Below are 19,355 nucleotides of genomic sequence, written 5' to 3'. Positions count from 1 at the left end.
GGATTAACAGAATGTAGTATACGGGTTATGTCAGGTAATCTGATATAGCGCACCTTATGCCAATCTGGCCAAAACGGTTGCATCACTAATAAAAACCGCTGGTCAATTCTGTTCATCAGCCTTCGGAGACAAACATCATGAAACGTATTTTAAAAACTTCTTTGCTCGCCGCCGCATTGGGTCTGGGCCTGGCTTCAGGCCCGGCACTGGCCGACATCAAAATCGGTGTCGTTTTGTCACTGACCGGCCCCGCATCGGGCCTGGGCATCCCCGTCAACACCGGCTTTGCCCTATGGCCTGACAACATCAATGGTGAAAAAATCACTTTCATTACATTGGATGATGGCAGTGACCCTGCGCGAGCACAGAAAAACGTCGAAAAACTTGTCAATGAAGACAAAGTCGATCTGATCATTGGTTCCAGCACCACCACCCCGGCCATCGCCATGGGCGAAGTGGCGGCCGCCGCCAAAACCGTGCAGCTGGCCGCCGCGCCTGCTGAGTTCCCCGAGGGCAAAGGCACCTGGACATTCCGTCTGCCCCAGTCAACATCGGTTATGGCCGGCGGCGTCATTGACGACATGAAGGCTCGCGGCATCAAGAACTTTGCGTTCATCGGCTACAACGACGCCTATGGTGACCTTTGGCTGCGCGACCTGAGCCGTCTGGCCAAAGAAGCCGGCATCAGCATCACCACCGCCGAACGCTACGCCCGCGCCGACACCAGCGTTACCGCCCAAGCCCTGAAGGCCATCGGCACCAACCCCGATGCCATTCTGATCGTGGCCTCGGGCAGCGGCGCCGCCATGCCTCACACCACGGTGGTCGAGCGTGGTTTCAAAGGCAAGGTGTACCAAACACACAGCGCCGCTTCGCGCGACCTGATCCGCCTGGGCGGCAAGGCCGTTGAAGGTTCGTTCGTCGTGTCGGGCCTGGCCGTACTGCCCGAGGGCCTGCCCGCCGACCACCCTCGAAAAAATCGCCACTGACTTCGTCAACGCCTATGAAGCCAAATATGGTGCCGGCACCCGCAACCAGTTTGCCGCTCACGCCTACGATGCTTACCTGGTGCTGGACAAGGCCGTACCCGTGGCCATGCAAAAGGCCAAACCCGGCACCGAGGAATTCCGTGTGGCACTGAAAGACGCGCTTGAGAACCATGGCAGCATCCCGGTTACCCAGGGCGTTCTGACCTACACCAAAGATGACCACTTCGGTTTCGACAAGAAAGCCCAAATGATGCTGACCATTAAAGACGGCGCATTTGCTGCAGCACGGTAAGCTTCCACACGTACATCGCGATACGCACGACCGGCGTGTCGCGATACTCCCCGGCACTCAAGACATCAGGACCAGACTGCTGGTTCTGATGTCTTTTTGTATTGGCCAAAGCAACGCTACTCTTGATGACTTGACCACCAGTGGCGTCACCAGGTCTTATGCACGGGCGGCGGCATTCTTGACAGCCTGTAACCGCTTTTTCTCGCGGTCATTGAAGTTATGCACCAACGCGGTAATGTAGGCTGTGAAAATCGGGAAGGTGGTCATCCCGACCACAGCCAGCGTCGCCGTAGCCAGCTTGCCGATGGTGGTTACCGGAATGATGTTTGACCCCACCGTAGTCACTGTCATCGAGGCCCACCACAGTGCATCGGCATACGACGTGACCGACGGGTTCACGCCCGCCTCGAAGACATAAAAAATCAGTGTCTGGAAATAGCTGATGGCAAAAAACAGCGCCAGATACACAATGAACAGCCCGGAGATGCGGTTGCTGACCACCATTCTGACCAGCACCGCCAACGCCACCCCGCCCCGTACAATCGGCATAAAATGAATCACATACAACGCTTCGCTGGACAGTTCGTACGAAAAGCGGTCAATCAGCCACGCATAGGGCACTGACAGCAAAATAAGCACAAAGTTGCGAGCAAAAAAGCGCAACCGGTTCGGCGCAACGATCAGCAGCAGGAAAAAGTCCAGCAAAAATAAAGGCATACGCCCAGCTGGATGCGGGTATACACCGTATCACCGGTAAACGCCGCGTTGGTCAACGCCTCAAATGAAATGCTGGTGATCAGCACCAACGAAGCCAGAACACCGAACAAATTCAGCACCTTGGCCATAGCGCTTTTCCAACGCGCTTCTGTTGGGTTAATGGCGAGCGTAGCGGTTATCACGACGATATCCTGACGAAAAAACGAGGTTCCAATAGTAATGGGCTCCGACGCATTAAAGCCCCGGAGCCCACAGTGTAACCATCAGGATGCCTGACCGAATACCGCTAATTCAGAAAGACATTCTTGCGGCTGGGTTCTGCCGGCTTGGCATTGGCCGCATTGTTTCGTGCTGGCCGGCTGGGCGGTTTGGATGGAGCCGCAGCACTGCTGGTCTTGCGAGCAACGTAGTTCAGGTCCTCCTCAAGCGTACCCGAATCCATTTTCAAGGTCGAAAACTTGGGCTTCACATCGACAACGGTGCCGATTCCGACATCTACTTCCATAGGGCCCAATGACTCGCCGCTTTGCGGGTCCATCAAATCTTCACCCATCATGAAAACCGCGTATTTTTCACCCTTGTTGATACTGCCTTCGCCACGATTCAAAATCGCCATCGAACTGCCCATGACCTTTACGACACGAATGGGATAAATACCTGCAACCATACGATCAATCAACGTGTCTGCAGCACGACTGACCAAATTGGCCAACGTACCTGAACCCACGCTGCTGGCCCCTGAAACGTAGCACCAAACTTTTCTGTGCCCGACCACTTCACCTTGCGACTGGAAAATTCGATGACATCAAGCTTCAGCACCCCGCTGACCGAACTTTTGACCAGTACCTCGCCCGTCATGCGGATCGTTTCACGCTGGTTATTGGCAATGCCCAGGTTTTGAAACTGCACGACAACAAGGTAATCAGCCCCTGCGGCGCGGCCCAGCCGGGCCACCTCAATCTGACTGGCGTTATCACTTTCGACAAACGCAATTTCACGGTCAAACGCGGCTTGTTTGTCCCGACTCAGCACATCGAAGCGCCGACTGGCCACCAGCGCTTGCTCGACCTGCGCCAGCAACATGTCACGGTAACGTTTATCTTGTGCAACCACCACCGCCGTGCGCCGCTCGCTAGGGGCGCCGACCTGGCTATATTGGGCATAACGAAGCGTAACGGTTGCCTCCCACCCGCCGGTCAGCATGGCAACCGCTTGATCAACCACATACCCAAGAATCGGGCTATTTGACGGTGAATTGATCTGTTGTTGCACCTGTTTATTGATCGACGACAGATAAAGACTCTCATCCTGATTGTTGACCGAAGCCTCAGCCGAAACAGACTCAACCTGGGTGAAGGCCTGTAACTGAATGCCAAAAGCCTGGCCGGCCGCTTGCACCAACGCCGATTGAATCGCTTCTTCACGGGTCAAACCACTGGCACTGGCCGTAGTTTGGGCTTCGGTGACCTGCGCGAAAACTGGCGACACCACCGTCCAGAACAGAGCAATAGCCATGACCATTGCACGAATCACTGCACTCATACTGATCTCCTGCCGAAAGCGGCGACAACTCAAAAATCGTCAGGACGATTAATGGCCTTTGAGCCCCGGTTGATCGGGTTGGCGGTTGTCGAGGTTGCGCTGCCCTGACCTGACGCTGCTTGCCCCCGGCCCTGTGCATCGATAGCGTTGGCATTCGCCAGTTGATCGTACGTCCAGGTCACCACAGCACCGACATGAATAGTGTTGTTTTCATCGGGTTGCTCCCAGCGCGATACAACCGAAGACCCACGTAAATCACCTGATGCAGAGGCTTGCCCCGACTTCAGCAATGTGCTTAACGTCTCACCGATATCCGACTTTGTTTGCTCAACACCCGTCTGGGTACCATTTTCGAAATGTGTCAGTTGGCCAACGATTTCCTCTTCCTGCGCACCGGTCAAAGCCGTTTCACTGACCTGCATATTCGTGTTCATGAACTCGACAATACTGGCTTCCGCCAGCGTTTGAGCCATCGAGGTGGCATTCTGGGTTGCACGAAATACACGCGCTGGTTTCCAATCGGGAGAAACCGATAACGAATAGCGGCCATACGACAACAACATCGGACGGCCCTGCTCGTCGTAACTGAAACGCAAACCGATTTCATCAAGGTAATCTGAGTCTTTCGCAGGCAACAGATCAGCCAGCTTCTTGGGTGTCCCTGTAACATTGGACGGACGCTTGCGACTCATGTCCAACGCAAACTGACGGGTCTTTTCAGACTGAACCGCAATGATGCCAACCGTAACCAGTGTGCCGTTTTGCGTGTCGGTCGTGAAAAACCGGGTCTGTACCGGGACCAAACCCTGCATATTCCGGTAGGCCGACTTCACCATTTCTTTCTTGATATTGTTTTTATAGTTGGTGCGTTTCTGCTCGATCGACATTTTTTGCACCTGATCGGCAGGCAACCCTTGCTCGATGAGGGCGTTATCAAGCGATTTATCGATCAGGGTAATCGCCTTGTCCAGTATCGCCTCTAGTTTGCCACCACCCGCCTCACCGGCATTCTGGAGCTCGACCGGGTCGAACTGATCGGCATTGCTTGAATCATTCTGATAGATTTCACGAATAGTGCGTGTCGTCAGGCGACCATAAGTTTGCAGAATGAAATCGGCACGCATGTCAAACATGGCTTTTTCATAAGCCAGCGCCAGCTCTTTACCAAAATTGGGGTCCAGCGGCCCGACACGTACTTCCGACTGGCCGCTGAAAAACATGCGACCATTGGCCACCTGCCCCACTGGCTGGTACTGGCGCTCGAAGTCCCGCACCCATTGGCTGAAATTCACTGGCTTGATCGAAACATCGGCAGTAGCCGGTGTCGCCTGCTCAAGCACTGTTTCAGGTGTCGTGACAAACCCCATGGCCAACTGCTGCTCCTGGGCATGAACAGGTGTATTGGCCAAAACCAGTGCCGCAACGATCGTGATCAGTTTTGGTTTCATGTGGCGCCTCACCATGCAAACGACTTGTTAGAGCCCAGCTTCTCAATGGGGATAAACGCCTGAAAAATCTCCAGACCGGTATCACGCTCGACAACCCGGAAATCAAATTCATATTCCAGCTGCTGACGCGACTGGTCTGCACTGACGACGGTGCGCTGACGAATGCCACCCAGCATTTCAAGGTCGGGGGCAACGACAGTGCCCTGCTTTGCCACAGTTGACTTGTCAAACATGGCCGAGCGGCTGAGTTGACGGGAATCGGCTACGAAATCGGTACGGTCACGGCCCGTTGCACCGGTAAAGATGAACTGTCCGGTTTTAGTCATGGCCCGCTTCATGCGCGAGGTCATACTGGCAGTATCGATACGAAAGGTGGTGTCATTGACGACTTCTCCCATCTGTACCACCCAGCGACCACCACCCGGTTTTCTGGAAAATGATGATTCAAGAAACTCTTGCACTGCCTGGTTGGCCGCATATTCAAAATCGACACTTTGCAACCCAAAGGCAACCAGCCCTTTTTCACCGGTCGTGCTCAGGCCGGCATTCGGATTACTGGAGCTGACTGGCATGGTTTCACAGCCGGCAAGTGCCAGGACAGAGATAGCGATAACAAACGTCTTTTTCATTACTGGTAAGGATCCATCAAGGTAGAGGGTTCGACATAGAAGCGTACTTCTGCCGAAGAGGCGTCACGGGTAGGAGCCACAGACTGGCGCGTGACATGCTGACCGGGGTTGAGCACAACCCCGTCAAATGCATTGGAGCCCAGCGAAACAGGGCGCCCGCAGTCATCAAACCATGACACTGTGAAGCGCAACTTGCGAGGGCTGCCATCGCTGGCAAAACGATCGGCGTACGTGGCCGAGAATGACACAGCTTTCATGCCATTGTGCAAGGTGATCAGTTGTACATTGCTGATCAGCGCACCGCGATGGCTGGCATCGTCAACCAGCGATAACGCAGATTCTTTGGCACTGCGCAAATCGCAACGATAGACAGGCTCGGGCTCTTTAACCTGTGCCTGCGCAGAATCTGCCCACCCGGACACGATGCCGGCGAGCGCCACCAGTGCCAACAAATTTCGGTAACGAACAGCGCTCATAGACCTGCGACCTGATCAACAGCCGGCAACGCCTGGGCATAGACGGCCGGCTTGCCGGCCAGGCCTGCCGATTTGACAACAACCAGCACGTTTTCGCCGGCAGGCAAGTCAACGTCAATCGTCGCGCCATTCGCCTCAGCCTGCATTTGCAACACGTTATCTTTGGGTTTGTCGACGACTGCCATCTGAATCGTATTGGGCAAATTCACCCACGCCCGGGTGTCAGCCTTGGTCAAGGCATATTGCGCAGCGCCAACCCCAAGCTTCAACACACTACCCAGCAAGCTATTGCCCGCTTCGCGGTCGATCTGATGATTGATGACCGCCTGCGCGGCTGTCTTGATGACTGTGGAAATAACCGCTTTGGCAACCACGCCCTGATAACTGGCCTGGAATTCGAGACCCGCCAGTTCGTTAAGATCAGTCAAGACGACCGTGGACGTTTTTCGCTTCCCGTTACCCATCTGCAGACCTCCCAGGGAAGGCTTGCCCGCTTCAAACCGGGGTAATGCAATACCGGTGTAGGTTACCTTGTCGGTCACGATGAACAGCGGCAAGTCAATGCGAAACTCTGACAACCCTGGCCCTGTGCCGTCTTCATACACAACAATGACCTTGTTCTTCAACGCGCCACGCCCCGAGCGCATATCACGTTGCAGCTGCTTGACCAGCCGCAGCCCACCGGCACTGGCAGAGGCCGATGCCGCACGCTTCAAGCTGTCAGCACTGACATTGGACGCTTTGTCTTGTTGCGCAGACGAACTGGCACGAAACACCGCCGACATGACATCGCCAGCCGCATTACGAATCTTGGCGTTTTTCAAGCCTGTCGGCACATTGGCAATACCTGAGTCAACCTCGCCACCGATCGCTTTCAGGCTTTGGGCCGAAAACAGTGACTCTTTGTCGTTCAGACCGTCACTAACCGATTCATTAACTGTATCGCTATATGATTTGAATTGCTCCAAGGCATTATCCTGGCGCACTTCCAGTCGATTGAAGCTGACGCGGGCATCAGACTCATTGCCCATCATCAACATATTGATGGTTTGGTAGTAGTCAATCAGCCCACCCTGAAAGATTTTTCCTTGATACGCACCAAACGCATCACTGGTCAGGGTAGTGCCCATAAGGTTGGCTACTTCTGCCGGTGTATCAACCGTATCGGCTTTCCAGAGCATCAGGCTTTCTGCTGCGTCAAAAGCCTCTGCGCTTTGACCCCACATGCCAGCATCATTGAAGGCTTTGCCTGCCTCCAGCGCATCAAGCAGACTTGTCTTGTCATAGGATGGCTTACCCGTCTTGTCGAGATAGCGCTGCGCATACTGCTTGTAATCAGACGTATCCAGGTGAACCTTGGCCTCTTCCTGACTTACGGTTCGGGTGCCTGCACAACCGGCCAAAACAGCCAGCACCAGTGGCACAAGCAATAATTTCTGGAGTTTATTTATTGAGGACATATTTTAAATATTGATATGAATTTATTAATTCTGATCAAAATAAGAATTTTCTAAATGTAAACGAATGCTATTTTTTTATCAAATAGAAATCCAACGGAACTTCTTGAAATATTTTCGACACAACATCGACAATGTTTGAACTACCCAACATACGAAACCACGACCCACTTCAAAACCTCGTCAACCACCCCATCCGACTATAATTTCCATATCAAGGCTATTCGCCTGCACCACCACAGTCGATGCGACCTGAACTGCCGTGTCGTCGCCCACCCTTCTCCAGGACCCGTCCATGCCCTTCTGCCGCGCCCTTCAATCTGGTCTTGTCGCACTGCTGCTCTGCGCAGGCACCCTCACATCAGCCGTGGCCGCCGATATTTTCCTGGTGGCCAGTTATGACGAAAACGATGTGTGCGGGCGGCCGCAGTACGAAGCGGCCATGGATGCCCTGAAGCAAGGGGCTACGCCAACCTGACGGCCCAGGGTTACTTCCTTGACACCCGTGTACGGGCTAAAGAAGACGTGGCGAAAGACATTGAAAAAATCAAACATGACATCCGTACCCAAAAACCCAAGTTCGTCTTCACCATCGACGACCCGGCGTTTGCCATGCTGTACGAAGACATCCTGAAGCAACCCGAGACAAAACTGGTGTTCACCGGGCTGAACCGCAGTCTCGACGCGTACAACCAGAAAGCCACCTTTCTGGACAATCGCACCCCGGCGGCCAACATCACCGGCACCTTTGAATACATCTTCATGCGTGAGCAATTCGACATGCTGGAAGCCATGCTGAACAAACCGCTGAAAAAAGTGGCCATATTGCACTCAACCGACCCGGTGGGCATCATCCTGAAAGACCAGATCATCAGCGAACTGAAAGGCACGCGCCACGAGAACAGCCTGGTCGTGTTTGCCGCAGAAGATATCCCCACCATGCTGGCGCACGCCAAAACCATCAATGAAACGGACGACATCGATGCCTATATTCCGGTCACCATGTCGACCATTGACCCAACTGACGGCACCCGCAAGACCATGGCAACCGTTGCCCCGTTGCTGACGAAAGCCATCCAGAAAATCGATATATCGCTGAACTCATCGTTCACCGGGTTCGGCTTTTTTGGTGGTGTCAGCATCGACTTCTATCAAATGGGTTTCCAGTCCGGGTTCCAGGCGGTAAAGCTTCTTAAAGGCGGCACTATCAAAGACGCCCCCGTCGAAGATGCCAAACGGTCCATCATTGCCATCAATCGCAAACGCATGCAAGAACTGGGCATCAAGCTCAGCCCGGATACGCAAGGTATCGTTGACCAGTGGATTAACTGACCAACGAAATGCTGTTCACCGATTTCGAGATTCTGCCGCGCGTCCCGGGGCTGCTGGCCGTCGCGCAAATCTGGTTCGCCTGCTTTCTGGCCGGCACCGCCTTGACAGCCCGAAATTTCTTGCGCGATCTTGGCATTTTTTCGCCACGGGAAAGCATGCTGCTGGCAGTGTTGTGCGTGGCATGGGCGGCGCTGCACTTGCCGGCGCTGCTTGGCGGCCTACCCGAGTTGGGCGAGACACATAGCCCATTGTTCGGGCTCCTGGCCCTCGGCACAGGCATCAGCAGTCTGGCCATGGGGTCGCAAAGAGGGTCCCGGCAGATTCTGATCGGCGCGACGGCTTTGCTGATACTCAGCGCCCTGAACCACCCTGCAGCGAGCCTGCTGCAAATTCTCAGCCTGGCGACAGTCATTTTCTGGCTCTGGAGCCGGGCCGGCCTTCGAGGCTGGGCGCGCGGGGTTTTGCTGGCCGCACTCGCGGGTCTGCCCACTGTCATTGCACTTGCCGGCGCCATCATGATCAACAGCGAAGCTGACTTTCGGGCCGGTATGAAGCGTGATGCCCAGTCACAGCTTGAGCGGGTCAAAGGACGACTGGAAAGTCTCAACAGTCACGCCGCAGACCTGCTCAAAATTGCGGCCGCCGACCCGATCGTGACCATGACCATGCAGCGCCCCGAAGCCGGGCATGATCTGGCCTTCCGTATTCTCAACCGACGTATCGGAGCGGATGCCGTCCTTTTGCGAGCCCGAAGGGTCGCATTGAAATCAGCTCCGATCCGAGCGCCCAGGGGCTGGACATTTCATTTCGACCGTACTTCATCAAAGCCCTGGGCGGCGAAGCCAGTGGTTACTTCGCCAAAAGCATCTCACGAGGTTACGTCGCAGGCTATTTTGCGCGTCCAGTCCTGGATGACAACGTAGAAACCATGGGGGTATTGATTCTTCGTTTCAATCTGGAAAACATCCTGGCCGACTACCTGCACGCTGACGACATCCTGATTCACCATGACGGCCTCATTTTGCTGGGCCCGGAGCATCTGGATCAGGGCGCGTTATTCAACAATACCGAGGCACACCACCAGATGCTGACAGAGCGCGTGTTCAGCAGCGACGACGTCAACTGGCTGGGTTATGAACGCATTGGTCGTGACTGGCTGCGTGCCCGCGACAACCGGTTGTGGCTCTGGGAGTCGTTGCCCGTCCCCGGCGGCGTTTGGGAAACCGGCAAACTGATCTCGGCCGGACCACTGCTCAAGTTTCGCGACAGCCAGACCTGGTTACTGCTGTCGCTGCTGTCGATTTTGCTGTTGCTGGGCCTGCACTATTGCAAAAGCGATGTCCTCATTCGTCGCACCACACAAGAAAACGAAGCGCGCCGGGCCGCCGAACGCGCCGAACGCGCCTCGCGTCTCGAAACTGAACAGGCCAACAAAAATCTGACCCAAGAGCGTGACCGCGCCGAACAACTGGCCGAGCGCGCTGAAGCAGGCAGCCGCGCCAAAAGTGAGTTTCTGGCCAACATGAGCCACGAAATTCGCACACCCATGAATGGCATCATCGGCATGGCCGACCTGGCGCTCGATGCAGGCACCGAGTCCGAGCGTCAGGAATACATGCGCATTGTCAAAAATTCGGCTGAGTCGCTGCTCAGCATCCTGAATGACATTCTTGATTTTTCAAAAATTGAAGCCAACAAACTGATGCTGGAAAATGTCAGTTTCAGCCTGCACACACTCATTTCCGACATACTGAAAACCCTCTCGCTGCGCGCCAGCCAGAAAGGGCTGGCACTGGTGTGCGACATTGCCAGCGAGGTACCGACCCACGTCATCGGCGACCCCACCCGCCTGCGCCAAGTACTAATCAACCTGGTCGGCAACGCCATCAAGTTCACCCCCGACGGCCAGATTGCCGTGCATGTTTCTGTTGTAACCCGCACCGATACGACCGTCACCCTGGACATCGCCGTCAGCGACACCGGTATCGGCATTCCGGCCGACAAGCTCGACAGCATTTTCGAATCGTTCTCGCAAGCCGATGCCTCCACGACCCGCCAGTATGGTGGCACCGGACTCGGGCTATCTATTTCCAACCGTCTGGTCGAGCTGATGGGCGGAAAAATGACGGTTGATAGCGAGGTCGGGAAAGGCAGCTGCTTCCGGTTTACGTTGGTCGCCGGCATTGACCCGGCTGGCCTTGACCCTGCGAGCATTCGTCTGGCAGGTATTGGCCCGTCAGCCAACAGCCCGTTGGCAGACCCGCCAGCGGCCGCTACCGTATCCATCACAGAAAACAGCGCATCGGTATCGATAAGCCCGGATGCTGCGGCACTGCCGATGGACTCTGCCCCTGCCGCTCCCGCGATAGCTTCAACGACGGCGCCACGATCGGTGAATTCAGATCGTAAAGCTCTACCCATGAGCGTCGAGAGTACCGGCCTGAAGCTCCTGCTGGTCGAAGACAACATCGTGAATCAGCAACTGGCTACGCGTTTGTTAGAAAAATGGGGACATACCGTTGTACTGGCTATCAACGGGCAAGAAGCGGTCGACCGTTTGACCGCTGGCGAGCGCTACGACATCGTACTGATGGATATACAGATGCCCGTCATGGGCGGCATTGAAGCCACACGCGCCATTCGCGCCCACGAAGCGGCGAAGGCCCTGCCCCGCCAGCCCATCGTCGCCATGACCGCCAACGCCATGCAGGGTGACCGTGAAATGTGCCTGGATGCCGGCATGGACGACTACCTGTCAAAGCCCATTAAAAAGGTTGAGCTTGAAGCCACATTGGGGCGATTCGTTTCCATGCATTCCATGCGTACCTGAGCGTTCGCCCTGACCGGGACCATCGCCCGGTGCTTTGGAAAAAGCGCATTTTTATGCCATTTCAGCCGGCAAGACCGTCATCCACGGAAATAACGCCTACGCCGTGTAGCCAACCAGGCTGTGCTGGCGAAGCGCGTCCATTATTTCCTGATGACAGACCATCAACAGACAACTGTCAGCACGGCCCAAAAAAGCACCGCGATCAATAAACACATGCGACTGGTGCAGCATCATCTGCCGAACCGGCGAATGCCCCACATACGTCAGCGACAACCCATCTTGCACGGGGGTTTCGCTGACGCCCAGCCTGCCCGCAGTCATTTCAAAAACCTGGCCGCCTGTTGATCAGTGGATTTCAGAAGACGTCGCCCCCACAGCATGGCATCCAGAAAAGGGCTTTGAGCATCGGCCTGCAAGGCATCGAGATCAGTATCTGTCATCACGCTGCCAGACGATACGGTAGTGTCACGCAGGGCTGGCGATGTGAGTCGCTGAATGGAAAATTCCGGCGCCCCGGTCATGAGTTCAGCATGTACAACGTTGAACCTGGTGCGGCCCTGACCCACCGTAATCAAATGGGGCAGCGTGCGTACATAGGGCAAAAGTTCAGATTGCAGTTCGTTCTGCTCAGACGCCCGCAACGTCGTGACCCATGCACCGCCATGCTTGAGGAACGTTTGGGTATTGAGCAAACTCGCTTGAACGGACAACGATGCAGGGAAAAATATCCAAGCAGCATCTGCTCGTGATTGCCTCGAACCGCATGAAACCAGGGCTGCTTCAATAATCGCAGACACCCCATCGAGTCAGGGCCGCGATCAATCAGATCGCCCACACTAAAGACCCGGTCGCACGATGGGTCAAAATTTTGCCGGTCGAGTTCGGCATGGAAAAGATCGAGAAAGCCATGCAAATCACCCACAACAAAGTCGCGACCGGTGATGTTTGCATCAAATTTTTGCACAATCGGCTTCATGGATTCCTTTATTTACTGAGCTCCACGCGGTGCCGGCACAGTGAGATGTGCAGGTTTCCAACGTACAAGACACCTGGCGAAAATATTGTAGACGATGCCTTGGCTACTTGAGGCTGACGACGCCAAGATCAGTTTTCAGCCAAGCGACATATTTTGCCGCAAGACCATGGCAAGATATACCAACACTGACAGCGAGGATCGAATAGATGGCCGCAACTACCGCTCATATTTTGATAGGCCGGGCACACCCCAATGACGGGGGTTTAGTGACGGGATACCGAATAGAACTCTCTGAAGGTAGCCGCCCTGCGTGGACCTTAAAAAAGGCGCGCGCAGAATTGTCTGGATTCCCACCATAGAGCATACGCTCGAAGATGCACTGCTGATGGCTGCACTTCATGTCGTCGAATCGGACGCCGTTCGAGCTTTATTCGGCCAATTCAGCGATAAAGTCGACGGCAACCGGGTTGAAATGTATGACGACCTGACGGCTGATCAGCGCGAACAGCTTTACCAATGCTGCCGCGCGCTCACGATCTACCCGAAATTCATTCTGTGCATTTTTAACGAGTCACTCATCATGTCACAAATCGAGGCGATGGAAGCCTACCAAATGGAATGCGAGGTGTTAATTCCGGTGTATAGCCGCACGTACTCACGCTGGGCAAGAGAGACAACGGTTAAAGGTTCGCTACGCATTTAAGTGCTTCGGGGAATGTATGCATCTTGCAGAACACCCCCTATGCACGACGAAAAGACATGAACTGACGAACCCATATAAAGCGTTTACCTTAACCTACCCGGCCTGAATCAAATATGTGCCTGGGTTACGAAGGAACTCGTGAAAGACCACACGCCACATGGTGACAACCCCCATTACCAATTGGGCGATTTCGCATATCTATTAAATCTCTTAGGCAGCCGAATTGATGCACGGGCTGAAAAAATGCTTGCCATCATTGCTCATCCTAACGGTCACGCAGCAAGCACAGATCTGGAATTGCTCTTTAAAGATGCACATCAAAACGGGTACAAAGCAACCCTATCGTGGCTAAAAGGCATTTAGGGTCATGAATGATCGTTAAGGCCCGACAAAAGCCAGCCTAATCTCTTAGTAATGAGAAGATCAAGGTCATTGAAATCTTCCGAGCCCACCTGAATCAAGCCGCTGGGATCATAGTGGTAAAAAGCGTTCAAGCTATCGGGGAGACGATACTCTGCGTTCATCGGCAATCTATGCCGATAATGCTCAATCAATGAGCGTTCAACGCCTTTCTGATTTTTTGATCCGATCAACGTAAGCGTCTGGGGAACTACATTCCCCTCCCTACCTCAAGCGCAAATTTTTTCAGAAACGGCGTCGACGCCGTTAGTCTCAGGTGCCACCCAGTTGTGGGGTAGCAGCTCGTCGATCCGGCTGTTTGGGTGTGTCGGCAGACGCGTGAGCACATCCTTCAGATAGGCATGCGGGTTCAGTCCATTGAGCTTGGCCGATTGAATCAGACTCATAATCGCGGCCGCGCGTTTACCGGCACGCAATGAGCCTGCAAAGAGCCAGTTGGATCTTCCAACGGCCACGGGTCTGATCTGTTGCTCGATATGATTGTTGTCGATTGGGACGAACGGATCGTCCAGATAGCGGGTCAGTGCCGCCCAGCGTTTCAGGCTGTAATCCAGTGCCTTGGCCGTGCCGGTACCATTCAATACCCGCTGGCGTTGGACCAACATCCAGGTGTGCAGGGCATCGGCCAGGGCTTGGCTTTTTCTTGTCGTAGCGCCAGGCGTTGGGCGGGAGACAGGGTCGCTACCTCGCGCTCGATCGCGTAAAGTTCGCCAATCAATTCCAGAGCCCGTTGACCCACAGGGCTCTGGTTGTTCTTGTGCAGGTCGAAGTATTTACGGCGCGCGTGGGCCATACAACCAAGCTCGGTCACCCCTGGCGGAACAAGGCGTTGTAGCCCGAGTAGTCATCAACGACCAGCTGACCTTGCCAATCCCCAGGAACTCGCGGGCATAGAGACCTGCTCGACCCTCATTGAAGTCGTAGATGACGGCCTTCAAGGACTCGAACTTGCCCGGTGCATAGGTCCAGAAATAGGCCTTATGGGTCTTGCCGCTACCGGGCTTGAGCATGCGCACCGGGGTTTCGTCGGCATGGAGGATACGGTGTTGCAAGATACACCGACGCAGGGCGTCGACCAGTGGTTGCAGTTCATGACCGCATTGCCCGACCCATTGGGCCATGCTCGAGCGCGGGATGTGCATGCCGTCGCGCTTGAAGATCGCTTCCTGGCGATACAGGGGTAAATGATCGGCATATTTGGCGATCAGGATCTGGGCCAGCAACCCCACGGCGGCGATGCCTTTGTCGATGATGTACGCGGGCATCGAAGCCTGCGTCATTGACTGGCAGTGTGTACACGCCCAGACCCCACGCACATGACGCTCAACGCTGAAGGTGCCTGGGGTGTAGTCCAGCTTCTCGCTGACGTCTTCACGAATACGCTTGAGCTGGCAGCCACAATCGCAGGTTGTGGACGCCGGTTCATGGTGGATGGTGGTGCGGGGCAACTCGGGCGGCAAGGCCGCACGGCGCGGTTTATCGCGCGGTTCACCCGCAGCAGGCGGGTTTTAAGTTTATTAAGTTCGCGCTCGATGGCCTCAAGGTCTTCGCCCACGGCCTCATCGAACAACAACGCCTGTTCACCGCCCAATTGCTCGCTTTTCTGGCCGAACTTGTGCCGGCGCAAGATGGCAATCTCGTGAGACAACGCCGTGATACGCGCCGCTTTGAACGTGATGTCTTGATCTTTGCGCGCATTGGCCAGCATGAGCTGACGCGCCAGTTCGCGCAACTGGTGCGCGTCTAGCTGGTCAAGGTCATCGGGCGTGTTCGTCATCATGAGGCGTAGTGTTACACAGCGCCTGTGCGCCGGCTATTGGCAACGTCCCCGATTGCAGAATGACGATCTTTTAGGGTTAAACCAGACGGATAATGCCAGCCTCACCGATACGCTGCCAAGGCAAGCCCAGCACCAGGGCATCGAGCTGCTCGTGAGTGAGTGATACGCTGCCATGGCCGTCATTTGACCACATGAAATGGCCTTGATTCAGACGCCGTGCCACCAACCAGACGCCGATGCCGTCATGAACCAATACCTTCATGCGATTGGCCCGTTTGTTGGCAAACACATACGCATGATGCGGATGCGCAGCGCCAAAGACCCGCACAACCCGTGCCAGGGCCGTATCGGCACCGGCCCGCATATCCAGGGCTCAACGGCCATCCAGACCTGGTCGATACGGATCATGCCATCAATTCCCGCAGCACGTGCGCCAGTGCCTGGCTGTTCGAAGACGGCCAATGCAGTGTAATGTTCATCCGCGTTGCGCTCAGCTCGACCCGCACGGTAGCATCAGCCGTTGGGGCACGTTCGTGACGATGCGCTGAGGCGGGCATCAGCAACGAGGTCGACGTTGGCGGCCCCAAAGCAATAAACTCAGGCAATGCCCCCGCAGGTGCTGGCACAGGCACCGGGTCTGTGGGTGCATCGTCAAGGGTATGCAGCCCCAAACGTTCATGCTCAATGACCCATCGACGTAAAAGGTTTGCATTCAAACCGTGATCAAGTGCGATAGCGGCCAGCGAGGCACCGCTGCTTAAGCACTGCTGGACCAGTTCGGCCTTGTACGCAGGGAGTGTTTGCGGCGCCGACGCCGACCATTAGTATCTTGGTGCATACGTGTCCATGGAAAAATAAATGGACACGTATGCTCTAACACAGCGTCAGCGGATTCAAGATGGGGTTGGCTGAACGCTTACCGATCAACAATGCATTGATTTCAGATTTTCGCACTGGATCTTGAGCTGTAACTCGCCAGTAATGCAACGTGAAGCGATCAATCACCCGCTCTAAAGCGGCGGCGACATCCTTCGAATCACACGGCACAGCATTCGACACATCAATCTGCGTATCAACCAGGTTTTGAATAGCAAACCCCAGGCGGTTGGGTAATCCTCCCGTTAAACCGCAGTGATCAAAGGTAGAATTTCCACTACAAGGGAATTCACACAATGAAGCAATCGCGATTTACCGACAGCCAGATTATGGCGATCCTCAAGCAAGCTGAAGCGGGTACGCCCGTGCCGCAATTGTGTCGTGAGCATGGCATGAGCAGCGCTTCGTTTTATAAGTGGCGCGCCAAATACGGCGGCATGGACACCTCGATGATGGCTCGTCTGAAGGAGCTTGAGGCCGAAAACCGGCAGCTCAAGAAGATGTATGCCGAAGAGCGTTTGAAGGCTGAAATGGTGCAGGAGGCGCTGAGAAAAAGTGGTAGCGCCATCTCGACGCAAGGAGATGGCGCAAAACGCCGTTAAGCACTTTAAATCCAGTATCCGCCTGGCCTGCCAGGCGTTTGGCATCAGCGAGAGCGCCTACCATTATCAGGCCAAACACAACGACGAAAACGAGGTCATTGCCGACTGGCTGATACGGTTGACAACGGCCCAGCGCAACTGGGGCTTTGGCTTATGTTTCCTGTATTTGCGCAACATTAAAGGCTACCCATGGAACCACAAAAGGGTGTACCGCATCTATCGTGAACTGGAACTGAATTTACGCATTAAGCCCAAGAAGCGACTGGTGCGCGAGCGACCAGATCCGCTGGGCACAGCGACGGATATCAATCAAGTCTGGTCCATTGATTTTATGCACGACCAACTAACCGATGGGCGTGGGATTCGGTTGCTGAACGTCGTTGATGACTTTAACCGCGAGGGCCTTGGAATCGAGGTGGATTTTTCCCTGCCGGCAGAGCGCGTAACACGGGCCCTGGATCAGATCATTGAGTGGCGCGGTAAACCCGCCTGTATACGTTGCGACAACGGCCCTGAATACATCGGCAAAACCATGCTTCAATGGGCTGCCAGGCAACGTATTACGCTAATCCATACCCAACCCGGCAATCCGCAGCAAAACGCCTACGTCGAGCGTTATAACCGCACGGTGCGTTATGATTGGCTGGCCCAAAACCTGTTTAGCAGTCTGGACGAAGTTCAACTCGGTGCCACCGCTTGGCTCTGGACTTACAACAATGAAAGGCCAAACATGGCACTGGGCGGCATTACCCCACGACAGAAATTAGCCAGTAAATATTTAAACAATTCTACTGCTGCTTACTGTTAAAAATGGGGGATTACCGTTGCTCGATACCTGTAAATCAGCGCCTTTGATAAAAACATGTTGACTCAGTTCCTCATTTGAAATATCAAGAAACGAGTCAGTGTAAGCCTCCCGGAAGGAAGGATCGTTGGCAAAATGTTCCAGGGCCCTTTGTTGATGAGCAGAATAACGGGGCCTACTTGCCATCTTTAAGCCGCGAAGCAGCAGTGTCGCAGTACCGATATGCTTGTACCAGCGATCACGCACATCACCCCCAAACGCATTGTCCACTCCTCTACTCGCAGATTTCTCTCCTGCAAACTTTCCAAGGTAGATGATACGATCGATGCCGTCTTGGTGACGATAGGACAGCGCATAAATACCAAACCCCCGAATCCTTCGGGTGAGTTCTTTTGGAGGTGAGGCGCAGACACATTCGCTTTGCGGGATGCCCCGGCACGGGCACGGGCTCACAATCCCAAAGGTCAAGCGCTGGAAACGACTGGTAAGTAATATTCATGAAAATTTTTACTCTGTGGCTTCTACTGGAACCGAGTCAACCATACGTTTATGATCCATGACCTATCCCTTTTTCTGCTGTTGAATACGCAAAAATTCTCTGCGATTTCGCTCGTTGATTTCATCTAGGTTATAACGTTTTGCCTTATGAAACTCGAGATTAATCCTCAAGACGTCATACAGTCTTCTAAGCGTGAAAAGTGTACAGTCCGCACCATTTTCAATTTTGCTGAGCGCTCGACGTGAAATACCAGCCTTTTCCGCGAGTTCTGTTTGAGAAAGCCCCTCTCTTTTCTGATCGCGAAAACAGGATGGACAACATTGGCAGCAAACTCGAGAGTCGTCAGCGCAACGGGCCACGACAGCTTGCAACAGTTAGCCGGCTTTTTCAGAAAACAGGCATAAAAAAACCACCCAGATCGCTCTAAGGTGGTTGATTTATAAACATTAAGTGGTGGGTGCTACAGGGGTCGAACCTGTGACCTACGCCTTGTAAGGGCGCCGCTCTACCAACTGAGCTAAGCACCCCTTGTTTGGCAGCTACTATTTCAATTTATTTTTGAAACAGAAGCGTTGGGGCCACTTCACTTCATGTCTAACGCGAAAAGAATTATAGCCAACTATTTTTTATTTTGCAAGTGAAACACCCTTGGCCACATAATTTTCTTCATACCGGAGTGGTTAACCGTAGCCTTCAGGCTTAGTTAACCGCGTCTTTCAGGGCTTTACCCGGACGGAACTTGGGCACTTTGGCTTTCTTGATTTTGATTTCTTCGCCAGTGCGAGGGTTACGGCCTGTACGGGCCGCGCGTTCAGTAACAGCAAACGTACCGAAGCCCACCAGGGTTACAGTGCCGCCTTTTTTCTTGAGCGTCGTTTTGACGGCGCCAATGAAGGCTTCGAGGGCGCGAGCCGCGTCGGCTTTGGAAAGATCAGCCTTGGTGGAAATGTGCTCGATAAGCTCAGTTTTGTTCATTAAGGAA

At 54.3% G+C, this 19,355-nt stretch carries 26 protein-coding genes, 1 tRNA gene and 4 pseudogenes; 9 read left to right on the top strand and 22 right to left on the bottom strand.

Annotated features, from left to right (window positions below; all coding sequences use genetic code 11):
- The first annotated feature begins 137 nt into the window (after positions 1-137).
- Together N7E01_RS14775 and N7E01_RS19045 are read left to right on the top strand one after the other, a co-directional pair.
- The gene (locus N7E01_RS14775) at positions 138-989 is read left to right on the top strand and encodes an ABC transporter substrate-binding protein (protein ID WP_350494869.1); all 852 of its coding nucleotides are present in this window, start codon (positions 138-140) and stop codon (positions 987-989) included.
- Positions 907-1,281, top strand: a complete 375-nt coding sequence (locus N7E01_RS19045; RefSeq protein ID WP_350494868.1) for a type 1 periplasmic-binding domain-containing protein — start codon at positions 907-909, stop codon at positions 1,279-1,281. The genes N7E01_RS14775 and N7E01_RS19045 overlap by 83 nt, the downstream gene beginning before the upstream one ends.
- A 156-nt stretch (positions 1,282-1,437) precedes the next feature.
- On the opposite strand, the gene N7E01_RS14770 is transcribed toward N7E01_RS19045, so the two are convergent.
- The 8 genes from N7E01_RS14770 to N7E01_RS14735 all read right to left on the bottom strand — a co-directional run bounded on the left by N7E01_RS14770 (position 1,438) and on the right by N7E01_RS14735 (position 7,553).
- A complete protein-coding gene (locus N7E01_RS14770; protein WP_289173419.1) occupies positions 1,438-1,998 on the bottom strand; it encodes an ion channel in 561 nt (186 codons plus the stop codon).
- Complete coding sequence (locus N7E01_RS14765) at positions 1,962-2,180, bottom strand: hypothetical protein (protein WP_289173418.1); 219 nt, start codon at positions 2,178-2,180, stop codon at positions 1,962-1,964. Before N7E01_RS14765 ends, N7E01_RS14770 begins: the two co-directional genes overlap by 37 nt.
- A gap of 104 nt (positions 2,181-2,284) precedes the next feature.
- On the bottom strand, positions 2,285-2,677 hold the full coding sequence (locus tag N7E01_RS14760) for a hypothetical protein (RefSeq protein ID WP_289173417.1): 393 nt from the start codon (positions 2,675-2,677) through the stop codon (positions 2,285-2,287).
- Positions 2,674-3,540, bottom strand: coding sequence for a hypothetical protein (locus N7E01_RS14755; protein WP_289173416.1), 867 nt, complete (start codon positions 3,538-3,540; stop codon positions 2,674-2,676). The genes N7E01_RS14760 and N7E01_RS14755 overlap by 4 nt, the downstream gene beginning before the upstream one ends.
- Positions 3,541-3,569: 29 nt before the next feature.
- The gene (locus N7E01_RS14750) at positions 3,570-4,988 is read right to left on the bottom strand and encodes a DUF6844 domain-containing protein (RefSeq protein ID WP_289173415.1); all 1,419 of its coding nucleotides are present in this window, start codon (positions 4,986-4,988) and stop codon (positions 3,570-3,572) included.
- Between the two features lie 8 nt (positions 4,989-4,996).
- Positions 4,997-5,617 (bottom strand): penicillin-binding protein activator LpoB, encoded by a 621-nt coding sequence (locus N7E01_RS14745; RefSeq protein ID WP_289173414.1) that lies wholly within the window; start codon positions 5,615-5,617, stop codon positions 4,997-4,999.
- Entirely contained in the window at positions 5,617-6,093 is a 477-nt protein-coding gene (locus tag N7E01_RS14740; protein ID WP_289173413.1) for a putative periplasmic lipoprotein, read from the bottom strand. The genes N7E01_RS14745 and N7E01_RS14740 overlap by 1 nt, the downstream gene beginning before the upstream one ends.
- Entirely contained in the window at positions 6,090-7,553 is a 1,464-nt protein-coding gene (locus tag N7E01_RS14735) for a COG3014 family protein (protein ID WP_289173412.1), read from the bottom strand. The genes N7E01_RS14740 and N7E01_RS14735 overlap by 4 nt, the downstream gene beginning before the upstream one ends.
- A gap of 292 nt (positions 7,554-7,845) precedes the next feature.
- Here N7E01_RS14735 and N7E01_RS14730 point away from each other — a divergent pair, with 292 nt between their 5' ends.
- From N7E01_RS14730 to N7E01_RS14715, 4 genes are read left to right on the top strand one after another with little or no spacing between them, the layout of a single operon-like run.
- The gene (locus N7E01_RS14730) at positions 7,846-8,028 is read left to right on the top strand and encodes a hypothetical protein (RefSeq protein WP_289173411.1); all 183 of its coding nucleotides are present in this window, start codon (positions 7,846-7,848) and stop codon (positions 8,026-8,028) included.
- Positions 7,965-8,882, top strand: coding sequence for an ABC transporter substrate-binding protein (locus N7E01_RS14725; protein WP_289173410.1), 918 nt, complete (start codon positions 7,965-7,967; stop codon positions 8,880-8,882). The genes N7E01_RS14730 and N7E01_RS14725 overlap by 64 nt, the downstream gene beginning before the upstream one ends.
- Before the next feature lie 8 nt (positions 8,883-8,890).
- Entirely contained in the window at positions 8,891-9,805 is a 915-nt protein-coding gene (locus N7E01_RS14720; RefSeq protein WP_289173409.1) for a hypothetical protein, read from the top strand.
- 5 nt (positions 9,806-9,810) lie between these two features.
- Positions 9,811-11,712: an ATP-binding protein gene (locus tag N7E01_RS14715; RefSeq protein ID WP_289173408.1), complete on the top strand. Its 1,902-nt coding sequence runs from the start codon at positions 9,811-9,813 to the stop codon at positions 11,710-11,712.
- A 96-nt stretch (positions 11,713-11,808) separates the two neighbouring features.
- Here N7E01_RS14715 and N7E01_RS19040 read toward each other — a convergent pair whose 3' ends face one another.
- The 3 genes and pseudogenes from N7E01_RS19040 to N7E01_RS14700 form a co-directional block, all read right to left on the bottom strand.
- Positions 11,809-12,033: a hypothetical protein gene (locus N7E01_RS19040; RefSeq protein ID WP_350494867.1), complete on the bottom strand. Its 225-nt coding sequence runs from the start codon at positions 12,031-12,033 to the stop codon at positions 11,809-11,811.
- Positions 12,030-12,422, bottom strand: a complete 393-nt coding sequence (locus tag N7E01_RS14705) for a hypothetical protein (RefSeq protein WP_289175871.1) — start codon at positions 12,420-12,422, stop codon at positions 12,030-12,032. Before N7E01_RS14705 ends, N7E01_RS19040 begins: the two co-directional genes overlap by 4 nt.
- A 17-nt stretch (positions 12,423-12,439) precedes the next feature.
- A pseudogene (locus N7E01_RS14700) lies at positions 12,440-12,688 on the bottom strand (metallophosphoesterase); the annotation flags it as partial.
- Between the two features lie 310 nt (positions 12,689-12,998).
- Between N7E01_RS14700 and N7E01_RS14695 the strand changes: the two are divergent.
- Both N7E01_RS14695 and N7E01_RS14690 read left to right on the top strand, forming a co-directional pair.
- Positions 12,999-13,391 carry a hypothetical protein gene (locus N7E01_RS14695; RefSeq protein ID WP_289173407.1) on the top strand — a complete coding sequence of 131 codons (393 nt, stop codon included), beginning with the start codon at positions 12,999-13,001 and terminating at the stop codon, positions 13,389-13,391.
- Positions 13,392-13,529: 138 nt separating this feature from the next.
- Positions 13,530-13,754, top strand: a complete 225-nt coding sequence (locus tag N7E01_RS14690; RefSeq protein WP_289173406.1) for a hypothetical protein — start codon at positions 13,530-13,532, stop codon at positions 13,752-13,754.
- A 266-nt stretch (positions 13,755-14,020) separates the two neighbouring features.
- Here N7E01_RS14690 and N7E01_RS14685 read toward each other — a convergent pair whose 3' ends face one another.
- The 7 genes and pseudogenes from N7E01_RS14685 to N7E01_RS14655 form a co-directional block, all read right to left on the bottom strand.
- Positions 14,021-14,197, bottom strand: coding sequence for a transposase domain-containing protein (locus N7E01_RS14685; RefSeq protein ID WP_289175826.1), 177 nt, complete (start codon positions 14,195-14,197; stop codon positions 14,021-14,023).
- Between the two features lie 75 nt (positions 14,198-14,272).
- Positions 14,273-14,604, bottom strand: a pseudogene (locus N7E01_RS14680) (IS66 family transposase); the annotation flags it as partial.
- Positions 14,585-15,259 (bottom strand): IS66 family transposase, encoded by a 675-nt coding sequence (tnpC, locus tag N7E01_RS14675; protein ID WP_289173405.1) that lies wholly within the window; start codon positions 15,257-15,259, stop codon positions 14,585-14,587. The gene tnpC and the pseudogene N7E01_RS14680, both read right to left, overlap by 20 nt.
- A 98-nt stretch (positions 15,260-15,357) precedes the next feature.
- Positions 15,358-15,519: pseudogene (locus N7E01_RS14670) on the bottom strand (transposase domain-containing protein); the annotation flags it as partial.
- A gap of 148 nt (positions 15,520-15,667) precedes the next feature.
- Positions 15,668-15,955, bottom strand: coding sequence for an IS66 family insertion sequence element accessory protein TnpB (tnpB, locus tag N7E01_RS14665; RefSeq protein WP_289173404.1), 288 nt, complete (start codon positions 15,953-15,955; stop codon positions 15,668-15,670).
- Between the two features lie 40 nt (positions 15,956-15,995).
- Positions 15,996-16,370: pseudogene (locus tag N7E01_RS14660) on the bottom strand (transposase); the annotation flags it as partial.
- Between the two features lie 94 nt (positions 16,371-16,464).
- Positions 16,465-16,764, bottom strand: coding sequence for a hypothetical protein (locus N7E01_RS14655; RefSeq protein ID WP_289173403.1), 300 nt, complete (start codon positions 16,762-16,764; stop codon positions 16,465-16,467).
- Between N7E01_RS14655 and N7E01_RS14650 the strand changes: the two genes are divergently transcribed.
- A protein-coding gene (locus tag N7E01_RS14650; RefSeq protein ID WP_434089523.1) for an IS3 family transposase occupies positions 16,764-17,877 on the top strand; the annotation gives its coding sequence in 2 pieces (ribosomal slippage) (positions 16,764-17,017 and positions 17,016-17,877; 1,116 coding nt in all). The two genes, N7E01_RS14655 and N7E01_RS14650, sit on opposite strands and share 1 nt — an antisense overlap.
- Here the strand turns inward: N7E01_RS14650 and N7E01_RS14645 are convergent.
- The 4 genes from N7E01_RS14645 to N7E01_RS14635 form a co-directional block, all read right to left on the bottom strand.
- Positions 17,848-18,342: a hypothetical protein gene (locus tag N7E01_RS14645; RefSeq protein WP_289173402.1), complete on the bottom strand. Its 495-nt coding sequence runs from the start codon at positions 18,340-18,342 to the stop codon at positions 17,848-17,850. The genes N7E01_RS14650 and N7E01_RS14645 overlap by 30 nt on opposite strands.
- 93 nt (positions 18,343-18,435) lie before the next feature.
- Positions 18,436-18,732 carry a helix-turn-helix domain-containing protein gene (locus tag N7E01_RS19035; protein ID WP_350495041.1) on the bottom strand — a complete coding sequence of 99 codons (297 nt, stop codon included), beginning with the start codon at positions 18,730-18,732 and terminating at the stop codon, positions 18,436-18,438.
- Positions 18,733-18,824: 92 nt separating this feature from the next.
- Positions 18,825-18,900, bottom strand: a tRNA-Val gene (locus N7E01_RS14640).
- Positions 18,901-19,072: 172 nt separating this feature from the next.
- Entirely contained in the window at positions 19,073-19,348 is a 276-nt protein-coding gene (locus N7E01_RS14635) for an HU family DNA-binding protein (RefSeq protein WP_289173401.1), read from the bottom strand.
- Positions 19,349-19,355 lie beyond the last annotated feature (7 nt).

Source organism: Neopusillimonas aromaticivorans (assembly GCF_030344915.1).
In the GTDB taxonomy this organism is placed as follows: domain Bacteria; phylum Pseudomonadota; class Gammaproteobacteria; order Burkholderiales; family Burkholderiaceae_B; genus Neopusillimonas; species Neopusillimonas aromaticivorans.
This window is presented reverse-complemented; position numbering and strand designations above follow the sequence as displayed.

Excerpts from the sequence above, each read along its gene's own strand:
- N7E01_RS14775 (WP_350494869.1), top strand. The coding sequence starts at position 138 with ATGAAACGTATTTTAAAAACTTCTTTGCTCGCCGCCGCATTGGGTCTG.
- N7E01_RS14770 (WP_289173419.1), bottom strand. The coding sequence starts at position 1,998 with ATGCCTTTATTTTTGCTGGACTTTTTCCTGCTGCTGATCGTTGCGCCG.
- N7E01_RS14755 (WP_289173416.1), bottom strand. The coding sequence starts at position 3,540 with ATGAGTGCAGTGATTCGTGCAATGGTCATGGCTATTGCTCTGTTCTGG.
- N7E01_RS14750 (WP_289173415.1), bottom strand. The coding sequence starts at position 4,988 with ATGAAACCAAAACTGATCACGATCGTTGCGGCACTGGTTTTGGCCAAT.
- N7E01_RS14745 (WP_289173414.1), bottom strand. The coding sequence starts at position 5,617 with ATGAAAAAGACGTTTGTTATCGCTATCTCTGTCCTGGCACTTGCCGGC.
- N7E01_RS14740 (WP_289173413.1), bottom strand. The coding sequence starts at position 6,093 with ATGAGCGCTGTTCGTTACCGAAATTTGTTGGCACTGGTGGCGCTCGCC.
- N7E01_RS14735 (WP_289173412.1), bottom strand. The coding sequence starts at position 7,553 with ATGTCCTCAATAAATAAACTCCAGAAATTATTGCTTGTGCCACTGGTG.
- N7E01_RS14730 (WP_289173411.1), top strand. The coding sequence starts at position 7,846 with ATGCCCTTCTGCCGCGCCCTTCAATCTGGTCTTGTCGCACTGCTGCTC.
- N7E01_RS14720 (WP_289173409.1), top strand. The coding sequence starts at position 8,891 with ATGCTGTTCACCGATTTCGAGATTCTGCCGCGCGTCCCGGGGCTGCTG.
- N7E01_RS14715 (WP_289173408.1), top strand. The coding sequence starts at position 9,811 with ATGGGGGTATTGATTCTTCGTTTCAATCTGGAAAACATCCTGGCCGAC.
- N7E01_RS19040 (WP_350494867.1), bottom strand. The coding sequence starts at position 12,033 with ATGACTGCGGGCAGGCTGGGCGTCAGCGAAACCCCCGTGCAAGATGGG.
- N7E01_RS14685 (WP_289175826.1), bottom strand. The coding sequence starts at position 14,197 with ATGAGTCTGATTCAATCGGCCAAGCTCAATGGACTGAACCCGCATGCC.
- tnpB (WP_289173404.1), bottom strand. The coding sequence starts at position 15,955 with ATGCGGGCCGGTGCCGATACGGCCCTGGCACGGGTTGTGCGGGTCTTT.
- N7E01_RS14635 (WP_289173401.1), bottom strand. The coding sequence starts at position 19,348 with ATGAACAAAACTGAGCTTATCGAGCACATTTCCACCAAGGCTGATCTT.